At 72.9% G+C, this 17,171-nt stretch carries 15 protein-coding genes; 5 read left to right on the top strand and 10 right to left on the bottom strand.

Annotation, left to right across the window (positions count from 1 at the left end; translation table 11 throughout):
• Positions 1-526: 526 nt before the first annotated feature.
• Positions 527-1,093 carry an ATP-binding protein gene (locus ACIQFU_RS23700; RefSeq protein ID WP_402554156.1) on the bottom strand — a complete coding sequence of 189 codons (567 nt, stop codon included), beginning with the start codon at positions 1,091-1,093 and terminating at the stop codon, positions 527-529.
• A 196-nt stretch (positions 1,094-1,289) separates the two neighbouring features.
• Positions 1,290-1,667, bottom strand: a complete 378-nt coding sequence (locus ACIQFU_RS23705) for an STAS domain-containing protein (protein WP_402554157.1) — start codon at positions 1,665-1,667, stop codon at positions 1,290-1,292.
• A gap of 240 nt (positions 1,668-1,907) precedes the next feature.
• Here ACIQFU_RS23705 and ACIQFU_RS23710 point away from each other — a divergent pair, with 240 nt between their 5' ends.
• Positions 1,908-2,834 (top strand): RNA polymerase sigma factor SigF, encoded by a 927-nt coding sequence (locus tag ACIQFU_RS23710; RefSeq protein WP_402554158.1) that lies wholly within the window; start codon positions 1,908-1,910, stop codon positions 2,832-2,834.
• Positions 2,835-2,918: 84 nt separating this feature from the next.
• Here ACIQFU_RS23710 and ACIQFU_RS23715 read toward each other — a convergent pair whose 3' ends face one another.
• The 5 genes from ACIQFU_RS23715 to hutU form a co-directional block, all read right to left on the bottom strand.
• A complete protein-coding gene (locus ACIQFU_RS23715; protein WP_402554159.1) occupies positions 2,919-3,242 on the bottom strand; it encodes a hypothetical protein in 324 nt (107 codons plus the stop codon).
• A 33-nt stretch (positions 3,243-3,275) separates the two neighbouring features.
• A complete protein-coding gene (hutI, locus tag ACIQFU_RS23720; protein WP_402554160.1) occupies positions 3,276-4,451 on the bottom strand; it encodes an imidazolonepropionase in 1,176 nt (391 codons plus the stop codon).
• Positions 4,452-4,513: 62 nt separating this feature from the next.
• Positions 4,514-5,863, bottom strand: a complete 1,350-nt coding sequence (locus ACIQFU_RS23725) for a formimidoylglutamate deiminase (protein WP_402554161.1) — start codon at positions 5,861-5,863, stop codon at positions 4,514-4,516.
• Positions 5,860-7,077, bottom strand: coding sequence for an allantoate amidohydrolase (locus ACIQFU_RS23730; RefSeq protein ID WP_402554162.1), 1,218 nt, complete (start codon positions 7,075-7,077; stop codon positions 5,860-5,862). Before ACIQFU_RS23730 ends, ACIQFU_RS23725 begins: the two co-directional genes overlap by 4 nt.
• Positions 7,074-8,783: a urocanate hydratase gene (hutU, locus tag ACIQFU_RS23735; protein WP_402554163.1), complete on the bottom strand. Its 1,710-nt coding sequence runs from the start codon at positions 8,781-8,783 to the stop codon at positions 7,074-7,076. The genes ACIQFU_RS23730 and hutU overlap by 4 nt, the downstream gene beginning before the upstream one ends.
• Before the next feature lie 149 nt (positions 8,784-8,932).
• Between hutU and ACIQFU_RS23740 the strand changes: the two genes are divergently transcribed.
• Complete coding sequence (locus tag ACIQFU_RS23740; protein ID WP_402554164.1) at positions 8,933-10,336, top strand: diaminopimelate decarboxylase; 1,404 nt, start codon at positions 8,933-8,935, stop codon at positions 10,334-10,336.
• Between the two features lie 123 nt (positions 10,337-10,459).
• Here ACIQFU_RS23740 and ACIQFU_RS23745 read toward each other — a convergent pair whose 3' ends face one another.
• Together ACIQFU_RS23745 and ACIQFU_RS23750 are read right to left on the bottom strand one after the other, a co-directional pair.
• Positions 10,460-11,047, bottom strand: a complete 588-nt coding sequence (locus ACIQFU_RS23745) for a hypothetical protein (protein ID WP_402554165.1) — start codon at positions 11,045-11,047, stop codon at positions 10,460-10,462.
• 141 nt (positions 11,048-11,188) lie between these two features.
• On the bottom strand, positions 11,189-12,067 hold the full coding sequence (locus ACIQFU_RS23750; protein WP_402554166.1) for a MurR/RpiR family transcriptional regulator: 879 nt from the start codon (positions 12,065-12,067) through the stop codon (positions 11,189-11,191).
• A gap of 163 nt (positions 12,068-12,230) precedes the next feature.
• Here ACIQFU_RS23750 and ACIQFU_RS23755 point away from each other — a divergent pair, with 163 nt between their 5' ends.
• Complete coding sequence (locus tag ACIQFU_RS23755) at positions 12,231-12,656, top strand: hypothetical protein (protein ID WP_402554287.1); 426 nt, start codon at positions 12,231-12,233, stop codon at positions 12,654-12,656.
• Positions 12,657-12,982: 326 nt separating this feature from the next.
• Here ACIQFU_RS23755 and ACIQFU_RS23760 read toward each other — a convergent pair whose 3' ends face one another.
• Positions 12,983-14,368, bottom strand: coding sequence for a cystathionine beta-synthase (locus tag ACIQFU_RS23760; RefSeq protein WP_402554167.1), 1,386 nt, complete (start codon positions 14,366-14,368; stop codon positions 12,983-12,985).
• 167 nt (positions 14,369-14,535) lie between these two features.
• On the opposite strand from ACIQFU_RS23760, the gene ACIQFU_RS23765 reads away from it, so the two are divergent.
• Both ACIQFU_RS23765 and ACIQFU_RS23770 read left to right on the top strand, forming a co-directional pair.
• Complete coding sequence (locus ACIQFU_RS23765) at positions 14,536-15,558, top strand: SGNH/GDSL hydrolase family protein (protein ID WP_402554168.1); 1,023 nt, start codon at positions 14,536-14,538, stop codon at positions 15,556-15,558.
• Between the two features lie 219 nt (positions 15,559-15,777).
• Entirely contained in the window at positions 15,778-16,998 is a 1,221-nt protein-coding gene (locus tag ACIQFU_RS23770; RefSeq protein ID WP_402554169.1) for an acetyl-CoA C-acetyltransferase, read from the top strand.
• Positions 16,999-17,171 lie beyond the last annotated feature (173 nt).

Genomic DNA, 17,171 nt, shown 5'->3' on the forward strand with positions numbered 1-17,171 from the left:
GCGGAGGGCCGCCTCATCCGGTGGATGAGGCGGCCCTCCGGGCGTTCGAGCAGGCTTTGGCCCCTGACAGGACCTCCGTGCGCATCCGCCGCGTACGAGACGAAGCCGGCCCATGTGGCGGCGGGCAGGGCGAGCCGCGGACCAGGACGGTGGTCGGGGTGGCGGGTGTCTCCGGGCAGTTCGAACTGTCGCCGCCGTAGGTGGATTTCCGCCACTGGTGGACGCGCCGGCCGGCCTCTCTCACATCTCCCGCGTGAGGTTCTGGATGAAGTCGCGCGATGCGGTGATGTCGAGCGCGCAGGACTCCATGTGTTCCAGCACGGCACGGTACCCGCGCCCTCTCCGTCCGCGGAACCGCCGGGGGACGCGGAGGGTGGGCGCGGGCTGCGGCTCGGACAGGCGTGCGCCGACTCGTGGGGCGGGTGGTCACTGGGCGACGACGTGCTCCCACGCGGCGCCGGGAAGCTGCTCTGGTTCGAGGTGCGGGGGGGGTGGCGCGGGGCGCAGACCCAGGGACGACAGCCTCTTACGCCGGGGCGCCCAGCTCCGCCCACACCCGCTTGCCCGCGACCCCCGGCGTCCTTACGACGCCCCAGTCCAGGCACAGCCGCTGCACGATGAACATCCCGTGGCCGCCGGGACGCCCCGCGCGGTGCGGGGTCCGCGGCGCCGGCTGCCCCGTACCGCGGTCGGAGACCTCCAGCCGGATCACCTTCTTCTCGCAGGTGATCCGCAACTCGTCCGGCCCCTCGGCGTGCAGACAGGCGTTGGTGACCAGCTCGGAGACCACGAGCAGTACGTCCTCGGCGGCGGCCCGCTGGTCCGCGGTCGCGGAGGGCAGCCAGCCCCAGGCGTACAGCGCCTCGCGGGTGAAGTCGCGGGCCAGCGGGACGACGCCGCTGGCGTCCTCGAAGCTCAGTCTGCGGGCCTGCCGACCGCCACCCCCCGAAGCGGAGGCGGCCGTGGGCGCGGACGCCGCCCCGGACGCCTCGGGAGCCCCCGAAGAAGGCACCGACGCGGGCGCGGACGCACCGGAAGCGCCGCTGGGCTCCGGACCGCGGTCGCCCGGCGAGTAGGGCCGGGTGGTGCTCATCAGCGCTTCACCTCACCGATTCACCAGTTCACATTTCAAAGTCTTGGTCAGCAGTGTCGTACACAGCCGTTTCAGGGTCTCTCCTGCCCGACCGGACCGTGCGAACACCCCTGTATTCGGCACGAAACCCGGCGCGGGGCGAAAACGCCCGCCCCGTGAAGCACACGCGCCTTCCCCCGGCCGGACAAGGTCCGGCTCAGCCGGACTCGCCGGACAGCGCGTCCGCGAGCGTGTCGTGGAGGGTGAAGACCGCTTCTGCCCCCGTGATCTCGAACACGCGGGCCACCACCGGCTGCATGGCCACCAGATGCACTCCGCCCCCTGCCGCCTCGGCCTTCAACCGCGCGCCGAGCAGGACGTTGAGCCCCGTGGAGTCGCAGAACTCCAGCCGTGAGCAGTCCACGACGAGCCGGTTGAATCCCTTGGCGAGGCACTCCTCCAGCGGCTCGCGCAACAGATCGGCGGTGTGGTGATCCAGCTCACCCGCCGGGGTCACGACGGCACTGGGGCCCTCTTCCCGTACCTCGACCAGAAGCCGGCCCGACTGGGCACTGCCGACCGTCCCGCGGTCCATGCCGTTTCTCTCTCCCGAGGTCGTGACTGCTTGCTGACGCCCTCGAACACTACGCCTTCCCACCGCACTCCGACACCCGAACAACCGCACAGAAACGGACATACCCGCACAGAACACACTTGCGGTCAGCTCGGTAAACCCGGTATCGCTAGTAGGACACGTAAACCGACACGGCCGGCTTTGGAGGCGCCGCACACCGCAGTGCACGTATTTGGCTTCGGCAGCCGTATGCCGAGAACGATGGAGGACATCATGTCACCCCGGCTCGACGGATCGCGTACCCACCAAGCGACGTCGACACTCCCTCCGGAACATCTGGATCCCATCGAGCACCACGAAGCGGTCGTCGACCACGACGACGCACTCGCCGGGCTTCCGGACATCCCCGCGTACGACGAGGTCGCTCCGGCGGACGCCAGGGCCCTGTCCAAGACCCTCTTCGAGCGGCTGGAGTCGCTGGAGGAAGGCACCCACGAGTACGCGTACGTACGCAACACGCTCGTCGAGCTGAACCTCGCGCTGGTCAAGTTCGCCGCCTCCCGCTTCCGCTCGCGCAGCGAGCCGATGGAGGACATCATCCAGGTCGGCACCATCGGCCTGATCAAGGCGATCGACCGCTTCGAGGTGTCGCGCGGTGTGGAGTTCCCCACGTTCGCGATGCCGACCATCATCGGCGAGATCAAGCGCTTCTTCCGCGACACCTCGTGGTCCGTGCGCGTCCCGCGCCGCCTCCAGGAGCTGCGGCTCGACCTGGCGAAGGCCGGCGACGAGCTGGCCCAGCGCCTCGACCGCGCGCCCACGGTGACCGAGCTGGCCGAGCACCTCGGCCTGTCCAAGGACGAGGTCGTCGAGGGCATGGCGGCCTCCAACGCCTACACCGCCTCCTCGCTGGACGCCCAGCCGGAGGAGGACGACGCGGAGGGCGCGCTCGCCGACCGCATCGGCTACGAGGACCACGGGCTCGAGGGCATCGAGTACGTCGAGTCGCTGAAGCCGCTGATCGCCGAGCTGCCCTCCCGTGACCGGAAGATCCTCTCCCTCCGATTCGTCGCGGGCATGACCCAGTCGGAGATCGGCGAGGAACTGGGCATCTCGCAGATGCACGTCTCGCGGCTGCTGTCGCGGACGCTCGTACGGCTGCGCAAGGGGCTCACGGTCGAGGAGTAGTCCTCCGCCCCGACCGGGTGACGCTTGCCCTCCAGGGGGGTGGTCCGAAGCCGGGCCGCCCCCCTTCGGGTTGCCGCACCCACCTCACGGCGAGTTGACGATCAGCGCCGTCATCGGCAGCAGCGGAGCCAGCCCGCTCAGCAGCCAGAACGTGCGCGGCGCGAGGGAGGTCCGGCGCCGCAACGGCGCGTTGACCAGCCACCAGACCATCGCGAAGAGCGCCACCACGGGGACGACGATCACGAGCCAGAGCGCCATGCCGTCGTTCTCGGTCGGCTCGCGCACGGTCCAGCCCAGCTCCGCCAGCGGCCAGTTGACCATCAGGTACCACACGAGCCAGAACGGCACGACGCCCGGAATCCCGAGCAGCACGTTCACCAGGAACGGCGTCCACCAGTACTTGGCCATCGGTCCCCCGCCCTCCCCCGGTTCACGCGCTGCTCACACTTTACGCACGCCCCGCCGCCACACCCCCGCGACCAGGGGGACGCCCGGCCGGTAGGCCAGGTGGACGTGGCTCGGGGCGTCCAGGAGCGTCAGGTCGGCGTACGCGCCCGGGACGAGCCGGCCGACGTCATCGCGGCGCAGGGCGGCGGCGCCGCCCGCGGTGGCCGACCAGACCGCCTCGTCCGGCGTCATCCCCATGTCCCGCACCGCCAGGGCGATGCAGAAGGGCACGGAGGACGTGAAGGACGAGCCCGGGTTGCAGTCGGTGGACAGGGCCACCGTGGCGCCCGCGTCGATCAGCCGCCGGGCGTCGGGCCACTGGGCGCGGGTGGAGAACTCGGCGCCGGGCAGCAGGGTCGCGACCGTACGGCTGCCCGCGAGGGCGTCCACGTCGGCGTCGGTGAGGTGGGTGCAGTGGTCGGCGCTGGCGGCGTCGAGTTCGACGGCGAGCTGGACGCCGGGGCCGTAGGAGAGCTGGTTGGCGTGGATGCGGGGGTGCAGGCCCTTGGCCCTGCCCGCGGTGAGGATCGCGCGGGCCTGGTCGCCGTCGAAGGCGCCCTTCTCGCAGAACACGTCGATCCAGCGGGCGTGCGGGGCGCAGGCGTCGAGCATCTCGCCGGTGACGAGGCCGACGTAGGCGGCGGGGTCCTCGGCGAGTTCGGGGGCGACGATGTGGGCGCCGAGGAAGGTGACCTCGTCGGTGTGGCGGGCGGCGACGCGCAGGGCACGGGACTCGTCGGCGGTGGTCAGGCCGTAGCCGGACTTGGTCTCGAAGGTGGTGGTGCCCTGCCGGAGCGCCTCGGCGAGGTAGCGGGTGAGACCGGCCTCCAGTTCCGCGTCGCTCGCGGCGCGGGTGGCGGCGACGGTGGTGCGGATGCCGCCCGCGCTGTAGGGGCGGCCGGACATGCGGGCGTTGAACTCCTCGGTGCGGTCGCCCGCGAAGAGGAGGTGGGAGTGGGAGTCCACGAAGCCCGGGAGGACCGCCCGCCCGGCGGCGTCGACCCGATTGTCAGTGGCGGGTGCTTTGCTTGATTCACCGGTCCACGCGACGCGGTCGCCCTCGATGACGACGGCCGCGTCCCGGACCAGACCGAGCGGGGAGTGGTCGCCGAGGGAGGGGTCGTTGGTGACGAGTGCGGCGATGTTGGTGATGACGGTGCTGCTGCTCATGGGGTCCCTGATGTCCTCGTGGGGGCTGGGGCGTGGGCCGGTCCGCGGGCGGGGGCCGGTGGTCAGGCGCGCAGGGCTTCGACGGCCCGCGCGAGGGCCTGCGGAGCGTCCGGCACGAGGGCGTGCGCCCCGTCGCGTACGACGTGCCGCCCGCCCACGACCGTGTGCCGTACGTCCGCCGCGGTCGCGGCGAATACGGCCGTCTCGGCGCCGAGCCTGGGCAGTGGTCCCGCTGTTCTGACCGAGTCCAGCGCGATGGTCGCGAGGTCGGCGCGGGCTCCGGCCTCGATCCGGCCGGTGTCGTCCCAGCCGAGGGCGGCGTGGCCGTCGGCGGTCGCTGCGCGCAGCAGGGCGGCGGCGGTCCAGTGGCCGCGGGTGCGGGTGCGCAGGCGCTCGTTCAGCTCCATCGCGCGCGCCTCTTCCAGCAGGTCGACGACGGCGTGGCTGTCCGAGCCGAGGGAGAGCGGGGAGCCGGCCCGCTGGAGCGCGGCGGCGGGACCGATGCCGTCGGCCAGGTCCCGTTCCGTGGTGGGGCACATGCAGGTGCCGGTGCGGCTGCCGCCGAGCAACGCGACGTCCTCGTCGGTGAGGTGGGTGTTGTGCACACCGGTGGTGCGGGCGCCCAGCACCCCGTGGTCGGCGAGGAGCCGGGTGGGTGTGCGGCCGTGGGCCTGCAGGCAGGCGTCGTTCTCGGCGGTCTGCTCGGACAGGTGCACGTGCAGCGGGGCCCGCCGCGCCTCGGCCCACTGCGCCACGGTCGCCAACTGGTCCGCGGGCACGGCCCGTACGGAGTGGATCGCGGCCCCGATCCGTGCGTGATCCCGTTCCTTGAGAACTGAACAGCGTTCGGCCCAGGCCTGAGCCGTGCCGTCGGAGAACCGGAGCTGGTGGGTGTTCGGGGGTTCCCCGAAGCCGGAGGACAGGTAGCAGGCGTCGAGGAGGGTGATGCGCACACCGGCTTCGGCGGCGGCCTCGATCAGCGCCTCGCCCATCGCGTTGGGGTCGGCGTAGGGGGTGCCGCCGGGCGCGTGGTGGACGTAGTGGAACTCGCCGACGGCGGTGATGCCGGCCAGTGCCATCTCGGCGTACACGGCGCGGGCGAGGGCGTGGTAGGTGTCCGGGGTCAGCCGGTCGGCGACGGAGTACATCACCTCGCGCCAGGTCCAGAAGGTGCCGGAGCCGACCTGGACGGTGCCGCGCAGGGCGCGGTGGAAGGCGTGCGAGTGGGCGTTCGCCAGTCCCGGCAGGGTCAGTCCGCGCAGGGTCTCGGCGCCGGGCGGCGGGGTGGCGACGCCCTGGTGGACGGCGGTGATGCGGCCGTCCACCACGTCCACGGCGACGTCCGGCTCGACGTGGGTGCCGAGCCACGCGTGCTCCAGCCAGTACGTCCGGGTCCGCTCGGAGGAGGTCACGTGCAGGCCAGCCCTTCCAGTACGTCGGCGAGTGCGCTCACCCCGGCCACGCAGTCGTCCTCGGCGGCGTACTCGGCCGGGGAGTGCGAGACGCCGGTGGGGTTGCGCACGAACAGCATGGCGGTCGGGATGCGGTCGGAGAGGATTCCGGCGTCGTGTCCGGCGCCGGTCCCGAGGACGGGGACCCTCAGTTCCGTCTCCGTGCCCAGGATGCGCCCGAGCTCGTCGCGCAGGGCGTGGTCGAACTCGACGACGGGCGTGAAGGACTCGCGCACGACGTCGAGGTCCACGCCGTGGGCGGCGGCGTACTCGCGGGCGGCCTTCTCGATGCCGGTGACCACGGTGTCCAGGCTCGCCTGGTCGGCGGCGCGGGAGTCGAGCCAGCCGCGCACCAGGGAGGGGATGGCGTTGACGCCGTTGGGCTCCGCTCCGATCTTGCCGAAGGTGGCGACGGCACCGGCGAGTTCGGCCTCGCGGCGGGCGGCGAGGACGGTCTCGGCGTAGGACAGCATCGGGTCGTGCCGGTCGGCGAGGCGGGTGGTGCCGGCATGGTTGGCCTCGCCCCGGAAGTCGAACCGCCAGCGTCCGTGCGGCCAGATGGCGGAGGCGATGCCGATGCGGTCGCCGGTCAGGTCGAGGGCGCGGCCCTGCTCGACGTGGAGTTCGACGAAGGCGCCGATGCGGGCGAGCCGTTCGGGATCGGGGCCGAGGGTGCCCGGGTCGTGTCCCGCGGCTTCCATGGCCTGCGGGAGGGTGATGCCGTCGCCGTCGGTGAGGCGGTGGGCCTGCTCCACGGTGAGCGCACCGGCGGTGAGCCGGGAGCCGACGCAGGCGAGGCCGAAGCGGGCGCCCTCCTCGTCGCCGAAGTTGACGATGCCGAGCGGCCTGGTGAACCGCGCTCCCCTGCCGCGCAGTTCGTCCAGGGCGGCGAAGGCGGAGACCACGCCGAGGGGGCCGTCGAAGGCGCCGCCGTCGGGCACGGAGTCCAGGTGGGAGCCGGTGACGACGGCGTTCCCGGCGGCCGGGTCGCCGAGCCAGGCCCACTGGTTGCCGTTGCGGTCGGTCTCGTGGGTGAGCCCGCGTGCCTCGGCCTGCTCCTGGAACCAGGTCCGGCAGTCGGCGTCGGCGCCGGTCCAGGCGTAGCGGCGGTAGCCGCCGGAGGCGGAGCTGCGGCCGACCGGCAGCAGCTCCGCCCACATGCTGTGGAAGCTCACGCGCCGTCACCCTCGCGCGTCGCACCGCCGCCGTGCGCCTCTCCGCCCTCGCGGCCTTCGCGCATCGGCACCCGCACGTCGCGCTCGGCCGCCACCGACTCGGCGATGTCGTACCCGGCGTCGACGTGCCGGATGACGCCCATGCCGGGGTCGTTGGTGAGCACCCGGCGGATCTTCTCCCCGGCGAGCGGGGTGCCGTCGGCGACGGTGACCTGTCCGGCGTGGATGGAGCGGCCCATGCCGACGCCGCCGCCGTGGTGGAGGGAGACCCAGGAGGCGCCGGAGGCCACGTTGACCATGGCGTTGAGCAGCGGCCAGTCGGCGATGGCGTCGGAGCCGTCGAGCATGGCCTCGGTCTCGCGGTACGGGGAGGCGACGGAGCCGCAGTCGAGGTGGTCGCGGCCGATGACGACCGGGGCGGCCAGCTCGCCGCTCGCGACCATGTCGTTGAACCGCTCGCCGGCCTTGTCGCGCTCGCCGTAGCCGAGCCAGCAGATGCGGGCGGGCAGGCCCTGGAAGTGGACCCGCTCCCCCGCCATCTTGATCCAGCGGGCCAGGGACTCGTTCTCCGGGAAGAGGTCGAGGATCGCCTTGTCGGTCTTGGCGATGTCGGAGGCCTCGCCGGACAGGGCGGCCCAGCGGAAGGGGCCCTTGCCCTCGCAGAACAGCGGGCGGATGTACGCCGGTACGAAGCCGGGGAAGGCGAACGCCCGGTCGTATCCGGCAAGCTGGGCCTCGCCGCGGATGGAGTTGCCGTAGTCGAAGACCTCGGCGCCGGCGTCCTGGAAGCCGACCATGGCCTCGACGTGCCGGGCCATGGACTCGCGGGCCCGGGTGGTGAAGCCGGCCGGGTCCTTGGCGGCCGCGTCGGCCATGTCCTCGAAGGCGATGCCGGTGGGCAGGTAGGCCAGCGGGTCGTGGGCCGAGGTCTGGTCGGTGACGATGTCGATCGGGGCGCCCATGGCGAGGAGCTGCGGGACCAGCTCGGCGGCGTTGCCGAGGACGCCGATGGACAGCGGCTTGCGCCGGTCGCGGGCCTCGGTGGCCAGCTGGAGGGCGTGGTCGAGGGAGTCGGCCTTCACGTCGAGGTAACGGTGCTCGATGCGTCGGTCGATGGCGCGCGGGTCGCAGTCGACGCAGATGACGACGCCGTCGTTCATGGTGACCGCGAGGGGCTGGGCGCCGCCCATGCCGCCGAGGCCGGCGGTGAGGGTGATGGTCCCGGCCAGCGTGCCGCCGAACTTCTTGGCGGCCACGGCGGCGAAGGTCTCGTAGGTGCCCTGGAGGATGCCCTGGGTGCCGATGTAGATCCAGGAGCCGGCCGTCATCTGCCCGTACATGGTCAGGCCGAGGGCTTCCAGGCGGCGGAACTCCTCCCAGTTGGCCCAGTCGCCGACCAGGTTGGAGTTGGCGATGAGGACGCGCGGGGCCCACTCGTGGGTCTGCATGACGCCGACCGGGCGGCCGGACTGGACGAGCATCGTCTCGTCCTGCTTGAGGGTGCGCAGGGTACGGACCATGGCGTCGAAGGAGCGCCAGTCGCGGGCGGCCTTGCCGGTGCCGCCGTAGACGACGAGCTTGTCGGGGTGCTCGGCGACCTCGGGGTCGAGGTTGTTCTGCAGCATCCGCAGGGCGGCCTCCTGCTGCCAGCCCAGGGCGCTCGGCTCGGTACCGCGTGGCGCTCGGACAGGACGAGGTCCGGACATGGTCTGCCTCCTGGTGGCTTGCTCCCGGCGGATGTTGCTACGGATATTCACATCCTCGCCTCGTGAATAGAACTAGTCAACAGGGTCGTGCCCCCGCGCGGCGCGCGTGCGAGGGTGGGGAGGGACGTGTCGGGGCAGGCAGCGACGGTATGGAGGACGGCGTGAGCGAGGGCAGGGGCATGAGCGGCGACACCGGCACGGAGCGGGCGGTGCGGCGGGACCGGGCGGTGCGGGCGGCGGTGGAGCAGGGACTGCTGGGGCCCGGCACACCGATCGTCGGACTGCTGGACGTCACCGGGATACGCGAGTCGGCCGCGGCCCTGCGGTCGGCGTTCGAGGCGGTGACGGCGCCGGGCACACCCGTGCTGCACGCCTTCGCGGTGAAGGCGTCCCCGCTGGTCCCGGTCCTGCGGCTGCTGCACGAAGCGGGCATCGGAGCCGAGGTCGCCAGCCCGGGCGAGCTGGCCCTGGCGCGTGCGGCGGGGGTGCCGGCGGAGCGGACGGTGCTGGACTCGCCCGCCAAGACACCGGACGAGCTGCGCGAGGCGCTGTCACTGGGCATCGCCCTCAACGCGGACAACCCGCAGGAGCTGGAGCGCCTCGACGGCCTGGTGGCCCGGGGGACCAGCGCCTCCCCCCTCGGTATCCGGGTCAATCCGCAGGTCGGCGGGGGCTCCATCGAGGCGCTGTCGACCGCGACGGCGACCTCGAAGTTCGGGGTGGCCCTGCGCGACGAGGGGGCGCGCGAGTGGGTGGTGCGGGCGTATCTGGACCGGCCGTGGCTGACCCGGCTGCACGCGCACTCCGGCTCCCAGGGCATCCCGCTGGCCCTGATGGCAGAGGGCGTGCGGGAGACGTACGCGCTCGCCGAGGAGATCAACGGGCGGGCGGGCCGCAGACAGGTCGACACGCTCGACATCGGCGGCGGTCTCCCGGTGAACTTCGCGTCGGAGGAGACGACACCGACGTACGCCGAGTACGCGCGCGTGCTGAGCGAGACGGTGCCCGGACTGTTCGACGGGAGGTACGGGCTGGTCACCGAGTTCGGGCGGTCGCTGCTGGCCAAGCACGGCACGGTCGTGGCGCGCGTGGAGTACGCCAAGAGCGCCGGGGGCCGGCCGGTCGCGGTGACGCACGCGGGCGTGCAGGTCGCGACGCGGACGGTGTACGCGCCGGGGGCGTGGCCGCTGCGGATCGCCGCGTACGACGCCAAGGGCCTGCCCAAGGCGGGGCCCGACGTGGTGCAGGACGTGGCGGGCCCGGCGTGCTTCGCGGGCGACCTGCTGGCCGTGGGCCGCGCGATGCCGCTGCTCGAACAGGGGGACTACGCGGCGGCGCTGGACACGGGGGCGTACTACTTCGCGCACCACTACGCGTACAACTCGCTGACGCGGCCCGCGGTGTTCGGGTTCGCCGGGGACGAGGACGAGGACGTCGCCTTCGCCCCGGTGCGCAGGGCACAGACGGTGGAGGAGATCGTGGCCGAGGCGGGAGGGGAGCACGTCGACGCGCTGACCGTCGCGTTGCGCCGCGGGGGTGCGGGCCGTTCGTAGGCCGCGCGTGCGTCGTCGCTGATCACGCCGGCACGGCGGAGCCGCACGAGGCCACGGCCCCGTGCCTCTCGTGGGGCGGGGCACCGCGCGCCTCCGCCCCACGCCCCCGCCGGACGCCGCCCGTCAGACCGCCGCCGCCGTCTTCCGCCTCGCGCCGCCCGGTGCCGCGTCGCCCGCCGCGATGCCCGTGCCGCGGTAGCCCTTGACGGCCTTGCCCGCCGGGCGTCCGGCGTTGCTCGCGAGCCAGTCCACGCGGACCCACAGCAGGGTGTCGCGGGCGTGTTCGAGGCGGCCGATCCAGCCGGACTTGAGCCACAGCCCGGCCCCGCAGCCGGCCAGCAGCAGCCCGCCCGCGGCGGGGACGGCGAAGGCGCTGCCGAGGGCGGCGAGGAAGGCGAGGGCCAGCCACCAGCGGTGTCCCCGGCGCCAGTTGCGTACGGTGACCCCGCGGTCCTGGAGCACGTCGTGCTTGCCGGCGCGGGCGGCCGATCCGGCCAGGGCGGTGTAGCGCCGTCGGCGTACCCACGCCACGGCGGCCGTGGCGACGATGAAGAGCGCGGCACCGGCCAGCACCCCGATCCGGCGACCGGTGAGTCCCGGCACCAGCACGCCGATGCCCGCCGCGAAAACGCCCAGCCACCACAGTGGTGCGGCGCCGGCCCGTACGACCACGGCGACCCGAGCCAGCCCCACCTGTCCTCCGCGCGCCACGTCCTGCCTCCCGTTCCGTTCCAGCCCGTGCGACGCGTCCTGTGCGTTGCGTCTGAAGGGTGTGTCAGGGACCGCACTGTAACGGGGCAAGCTGAGACGAATCTGAGAACCCGTCCGCCGTACGGGTCGCTCCGCGCGAGGTCAGTCCACGAAGAGCCCGCGCGCCGCGGCCTTGGCGTCGAACTCCTCCAGCCGGGCCTGCGCGTCCGGCAGGTCGTCGCACATCGCCTCAAGGAGTACCCGGCCGAGCAGCATCGGCGCGCAGGCGGTGTCGAAGGCGAGGCCGGTTCCGACGGCGGCGGGCAGCAGCAGGTCGGACACCTTGGCGACCGGCGCGAAGGCGGAGTCGGCGACGGTCACCACCGTGAGCCCCGCCTCCTTGGCGTGGGCGAGCGCCTCGACGACCTCGCGCGGGTGCCGGGGCAGGGCGAAGCAGAGCAGGGTCCCGGCCCCGGCCCGGACCGCGGCGTCGATGCGGTCGTGGAGCATGGTGCCGCCCTCGCCGAGGAGCCGGACGTCCGGGTGGACCTTGGCGGCGAAGTAGGCGAAGCCGTGCGCCTGGGCGGCGGCGGCCCGCAGTCCGAGCACCGGCAGCGGCCGGCTTCCGGCGAGCAGCCGTCCCGCCTCCCGCACCGGCCCCGGGTCGGCCAGCACCTCCGCGAGGTGCCGGAGGTTCTCGATCTCGGCCGCCACGGCCTGCTGGTACTCGTTGACGGCGCCGGTGTCCGCGACAGGTTCCGCGGGGGCGACCTCGCGCAGGTGGCGGCGCAGCGCCGGGTAGCCGTCGAAGCCGAGGGCGACGGCGAAGCGGGTCACGGACGGCTGGCTGACCCCCGCCAGCTCGGCCAGCTCCACGCTCGAGAGGAAGGGCACGTCCGGGGCGCGGCGCACCATGCTGTGCGCGATGCGCCGCTGGGTCGGTGTCAGCCGGTGTCCCTCGAACAACGCCTGCAGCCGCGCGGCCGGGCTGTCGGACCCGCCGGCCCGGCCCGCTTCGCCGGTGCCGCCCGTCCCGTTCATATGTGGCCCCCTCGACCTATTCAGATGCCCCGGGTTCTGCATACCGTTATACAGCGGGGTCGGGGGCTCCCGCCGACCCGTACGGGCCGTCCCCCGTGGAACTCGGGGGTTGTCCCCAGTGCCGAAGCGGCCGGGGCTGTCTACCGTGGGCCCCATGACGGGAATGGACGCACGCGACGCCGACCTCAAGAAGGACCTCGACGCCACCCTGCGCACCCGCAGGGAGCTCGGCGAGGAGTACGAGTCCGCGCTGGTCGACTCGTTCCTGGAGAAGGTCGACCAGCGCATCGACGGGGCGGTGGAGCGCCGGGTGCGCCGGCAGCTGGCCGAGCAGCAGATGACGGCGGCCCGGGAGAGCCGGTCGCCGAGGCCCACGGACTCCTTCGGCGAGCGGTTCGGTTTCGGCATCGTCTCGCTGGTGCTGGCGATCCCGCTGTCCGCGATCGGCGGCGGTGTGGCGAACCTGCCCGGAATGCTGGTCGCCTGGGTCGGCATCGTCGGGGTCAACGTCGTCCAGGTCGCCCGCACCAACCCCGACCTGTTCGGACGCCGCCGCCACGGGGGCAAGGGCGACGCCTGGGAGGAGTGAGGCCCGGCAGGAGAGGACTGCGCGGGGACCGCCGCACCCCCATCACTGGGGGGCGGGACGACGGCGGTCCCCGCGGGGGACGCGCGCGGTGCCGGGCCTCACGGCCGGAGCGGCGCGTCCGTGGCGTCCTTGGAGGTCCGGGAGCCGCTCCGGAAGGTCCGTGACGCCGTTCGGCGCCGGCGGGGCCGGGGAGCCGCTCCCTTCCCTGCCGACACCCCGTACTCTGCCGCTTCCGTGTTAAGCGACTGCTGCGGGCACGTGACGTGCGCGTACCACTTCCGCGAAGACCGCGAAGACCACCGGGCCGGGCACCGGTCCCGCCGGTCCTACTTGCCCTTGGCGAGGAAGGACAGCAGGTCCTGCCGGCTCACCACGCCGGTCGGCTTGCCCTCGACGAGGACGATCGCCGCGTCGGCGCCGCCGAGCACCGTCATCAGGTCCGCGACCGGCTCGCCCGAGCCGACCTGGGGCAGCGGGGCGGACATGTGCTTCTCCAGCGGGTCCTCCAGCGAGGCGCGCTTGGCGAACAGCGCGTCCAGCAGCTCGCGCTCCACGACCGAGCCGACGACCTCGGCGGCCATCACGTCCGGGTGGCCGGCGCCGGGCTTGACGATCGGCATCTGCGAGACGCCGTACTCGCGCAGCACCTCGATGGCCTCGCCGACGGTCTCGTCCGGGTGCATGTGGACGAGGGAGGGGATGTGGCCGCCCTCCTTGTGGTTCAGGACCTCGGCGACGCGGGCGCTGGGACCGGCGTCCTCCAGGAAGCCGTAGTCGGCCATCCACTCGTCGTTGAAGATCTTGCTGAGGTAGCCGCGTCCGCTGTCCGGCAGCAGGACGACCACCACGTCGTCCTCGCCGAGCCGGGAGGCCACCTCCAGGGCCGCGACGACCGCCATGCCGCAGGAGCCGCCCACCAGCAGGCCCTCCTCCTTGGCGAGGCGGCGGGTCATCTGGAAGGAGTCCTTGTCGGAGACGGCGACGATCCCGTCCGCCACCTCGCGGTCGTACGCCGTCGGCCAGAAGTCCTCGCCGACGCCCTCGACCAGGTACGGGCGCCCGGATCCGCCGGAGTAGACGGAGCCCTCGGGGTCGGCGCCGATCACCTTCACCGCGCCGTCACTGGCGTCCTTCAGGTACCGGCCGGTGCCGGAGATGGTGCCGCCGGTGCCGACGCCGGCCACGAAGTGGGTGATCCTCCCCTCGGTCTGCTCCCACAGCTCGGGGCCCGTGGAGTGGTAGTGGGAGAGGGGGTTGTTCGGGTTGGAGTACTGGTCCGGCTTCCAGGCGCCCGGCGTCTCGCGGACCAGCCGGTCGGAGACGTTGTAGTACGAGTCGGGGTGCTCGGGGTCGACCGCGGTCGGGCAGACGACGACCTCGGCGCCGTACGCACGCAGCACGTTGATCTTGTCGGTGGACACCTTGTCGGGGCAGACGAAGATGCACTTGTAGCCCTTCTGCTGGGCCACGATGGCGAGGCCCACGCCCGTGTTGCCGCTGGTCGGCTCGACGATCGTGCCGCCCGGCTGCAGCTCTCCGCTCTTCTCCGCGGCCTCGATCATGCGCAGGGCGATGCGGTCCTTCACCGAACCGCCCGGGTTGAAGTACTCCACCTTGGCCAGGACGGTCGCCCTGATGCCCTTGGTGACGCTGTTGAGCCGCACCAGCGGGGTGTTGCCGACGAGGCTGATCATCGAGTCGTGGAATTGCACCGTGGTCTCCGGATGCCGCAAATGAGGGGTCGATATCGGTCCGGCCAGCCTATGGCCTGTCCACCCGGGCATGCCCCGTGACGGTCGTTCACCCTGCGTTGAGATTGGGCGACCGTCCGTACGGGGCAAGGAGTGGGTGTACGGGTTTCGGGAGGTGGCGGCTACGTATGACGAGCATGTCGAGGGCGAGGGTGGCCCGGCGGATCGCGGCCGGCGCGGCGTACGGCGGCGGCGGCATCGGGCTGGCCGGTGCGGCGGCGGTCGGCCTGGTGGTGGCGGAGGTGCAGCTGGCCAGGCGCCGGGTGGGCGTGGGCACGCCGACGCGGGTGCCGAACGCGCAGGGGCTGTACGGCGGCACCCTGCCCACGGCCGGCGAGCCGCCGCTGCGGCTGATGATGCTGGGCGACTCCACGGCCGCCGGGCAGGGCGTCCACCGGGCCGGTCAGACGCCGGGCGCGCTGCTGGCGTCGGGGCTCGCGGCGGTGGCGGAGCGGCCGGTGCGGCTGGGGTCGGTCGCGTTGCCGGGGGCGTGCTCCGACGACCTGGACCGGCAGGTGACGCTGGCGCTCGCGGATCCGGACCGGGTGCCCGACATCTGCGTGATCATGGTCGGCGCCAACGACGTCACCCACCGGATGCCGGCGACCCGCTCGGTACGGCACCTGTCCGGGGCGGTACGGCGGCTGCGCACGGCCGGTGCGGAGGTGGTGGTCGGCACCTGTCCGGACCTGGGCACGATCGAGCGGGTGCGGCAGCCGTTGCGCTGGCTGGCCCGGCGGGCCTCGCGGCAGCTGGCGGCGGCGCAGACCATCGGCGTCGTCGGGCAGGGCGGGCGCACGGTGTCCCTGGGCGACCTGCTGGGCCCGGAGTTCGCGGAGAATCCGCGGGAGCTGTTCGGGCCGGACAACTACCACCCGTCCGCGGAGGGGTATGCCACGGCCGCGATGGCGGTGCTGCCGTCGGTGTGCGCCGCGCTCGGCCTGTGGCCGGCCGAGGAGGAGCACCCGGACGCGCTGCGGCGCGAGGGGTTCCTGCCGGTGGCCCGGGCGGCGGCGGAGGCGGCGTCCGAGGCGGGCACGGAGGTCGCCGCCGCGATGCCCACGGGGTCGCGGGGGCCCTGGGCACTGCTCAAGCGCCGACGGAGGCGGAGGGTGCCGGAGGCGGAACCTTCCAGCCCGTCCGGCGTTTGAGGACGAGGCCGTCCAGGCCGAAGGGGGCTGGGGGCGCAGCCCCCAGGTACGCCCGCCACAGCGCCCGGCAACGGGAACACCGCCCCACCGCCGGAGACCAAAGCAAGCGCTTAGACAGTTGCGGTCCATGTCACACGGCCATAGCCGTGACCCGGGCCATACGGCCGGGTAACTTCCCAAACAGCCCTGCCCGCGTACCGCCTCGCCACTGGAGCCGTGATGCCCGAAGCCGTGATCGTCTCTGCCGCCCGTTCCCCCATCGGCCGCGCCTTCAAGGGCTCCCTGAAGGACCTGCGCCCCGACGACCTGGCCGCCACGATCATCCAGGCGGCCCTCGCGAAGGTCCCCGAGCTGGACCCGCGGGACATCGACGACCTGATGCTCGGCTGCGGTCTGCCCGGCGGCGAGCAGGGCAACAACCTCGGCCGGATCGTCGCCGTCGAGATGGGCATGGACCACCTGCCGGGCTGCACCGTCACCCGGTACTGCTCCTCGTCCCTGCAGACCTCCCGCATGGCCCTGCACGCCATCAAGGCCGGCGAGGGCGACGTCTTCGTCTCGGCCGGTGTCGAGATGGTCTCCCGGTTCGCCAAGGGCAACTCCGACAGCCTCCCGGACACCCACAACCCGCTGTTCGCCGAGGCCGAGGCCCGCACCGCCGAGGTGGCCCAGCAGGAGGGCACCACCTGGCACGACCCGCGCGAGGACGGCCTCGTCCCCGACCCGTACATCGCGATGGGCCAGACCGCCGAGAACCTCGCCCGCGCCAAGGGCATCACCCGGCAGGACATGGACGAGTTCGGCGTCCGGTCGCAGAACCTCGCCGAGGAGGCCATCAAGAACGGCTTCTGGGAGCGCGAGATCACCCCGGTCACGCTGCCCGACGGCACGGTCGTGTCCAAGGACGACGGCCCGCGCGCCGGCGTCACCCTGGAGGGCGTGCAGGGCCTCAAGCCCGTCTTCCGCCCCGACGGACTGGTCACCGCGGGCAACTGCTGCCCGCTCAACGACGGCGCCGCCGCCCTCGTGATCATGAGCGACACCAAGGCCCGCGAGCTGAGCCTGACCCCGCTGGCCCGCATCGTCTCCACCGGCGTCTCCGGCCTCTCCCCCGAGATCATGGGCCTCGGCCCGGTCGAGGCCAGCAAGCAGGCCCTGTCCCGCGCCGGGCTGGGCATCGGCGACATCGACCTGGTCGAGATCAACGAGGCGTTCGCCGCACAGGTCATCCCCTCCTACCGCGACCTCGGCATCCCGCTGGAGAAGCTGAACGTCAACGGCGGCGCCATCGCCGTCGGCCACCCCTTCGGCATGACCGGCGCCCGCATCACCGGCACGCTGATCAACTCCCTCCGGACGCACGACAAGCAGTTCGGCCTGGAGACCATGTGCGTCGGCGGCGGCCAGGGCATGGCCATGGTCATCGAGCGCCTGAGCTGACACCCGCCGAGGCCACTGCCGAGGCCTGCTGAGGGACCGTCAGTAGCACCTCGCGGACCCTGTGTGACGAGGCGGCCCGGAACCCTGTTCGCCCCAGGGTTCTGGGCCGTTTTGTGACCCAAACTCCCCCAGGATGTGACCTACCTCTCCCGTACCCTTGATTTACGCAGGTC

This window comes from Streptomyces sp. NPDC093065 (assembly GCF_044754585.1).
Classification (GTDB): domain Bacteria; phylum Actinomycetota; class Actinomycetes; order Streptomycetales; family Streptomycetaceae; genus Streptomyces.